1 pseudogene is annotated in these 600 nt (G+C 67.3%); it reads left to right on the top strand.

Annotated elements, in window-relative coordinates:
• Positions 1–350: 350 nt before the first annotated feature.
• Positions 351–600: pseudogene (locus ABD323_RS43935) on the top strand (hypothetical protein); the annotation flags it as partial.

The following is a 600-nucleotide window of genomic DNA, read 5'->3' as shown; positions in this document are numbered from 1 at the left end:
GGCGAATTGACGCCAGCGCCAGAAGTCGCCAGGCGTAGGACTCGCGCCGCCCACACCCCTTCGGGCAGGCTTTCCGATCGGTAGGGCAATGCACCGGCGTCCCTACTCCCACCTGCAAGGTCGGCGGGCTGGACCAGTTCCGCTGGACCCCTGTGAGCCCCTGGAGCGGCACCCCGCCTCAGGGGCTCACGTCAATCCGCAGCACCCTCTTCGTCCGGCAACCGGCTCGCCAGGGACGTATCGTGATGCGCGACACACGGGGGTGCTTCATGGCATGAAACGTCTACCCGCTAGCGTTACCCCCGTAGTCACCGGGACACCTCTCGGAGACTTGTTGAGGGAGCATCGCCTTGGACGCCGCAGCGCTGGTAGGGCCGGTATGGATCTGCGTACTGGCGCTCTTTGCCGTACTCGGTGACGCCTTCCTGCCTTTCCTGCCGAGTGGCACCCTGGTGATCCTGGCCGTCCTGAACACCACCGAGGTGGACGGTGCGCCGCTGCTGCTCGCGGCCGGTGTCGCGGTGGCGTCCTTCCTGGGTGACTTCGTTCTGCTGAATCTCGCCCGCCGCGGTTCGCCGCGGGTGCAGCGCCGACTCGACG

Origin of the sequence: Kitasatospora nipponensis, assembly GCF_039528135.1 — a bacterium.
Taxonomy (GTDB): Bacteria; Actinomycetota; Actinomycetes; order Streptomycetales; family Streptomycetaceae; genus Kitasatospora; species Kitasatospora nipponensis.
The sequence above is the reverse complement of the archived record's forward strand: the minus strand, read 5'-3'. Positions and strand labels throughout refer to the sequence as shown.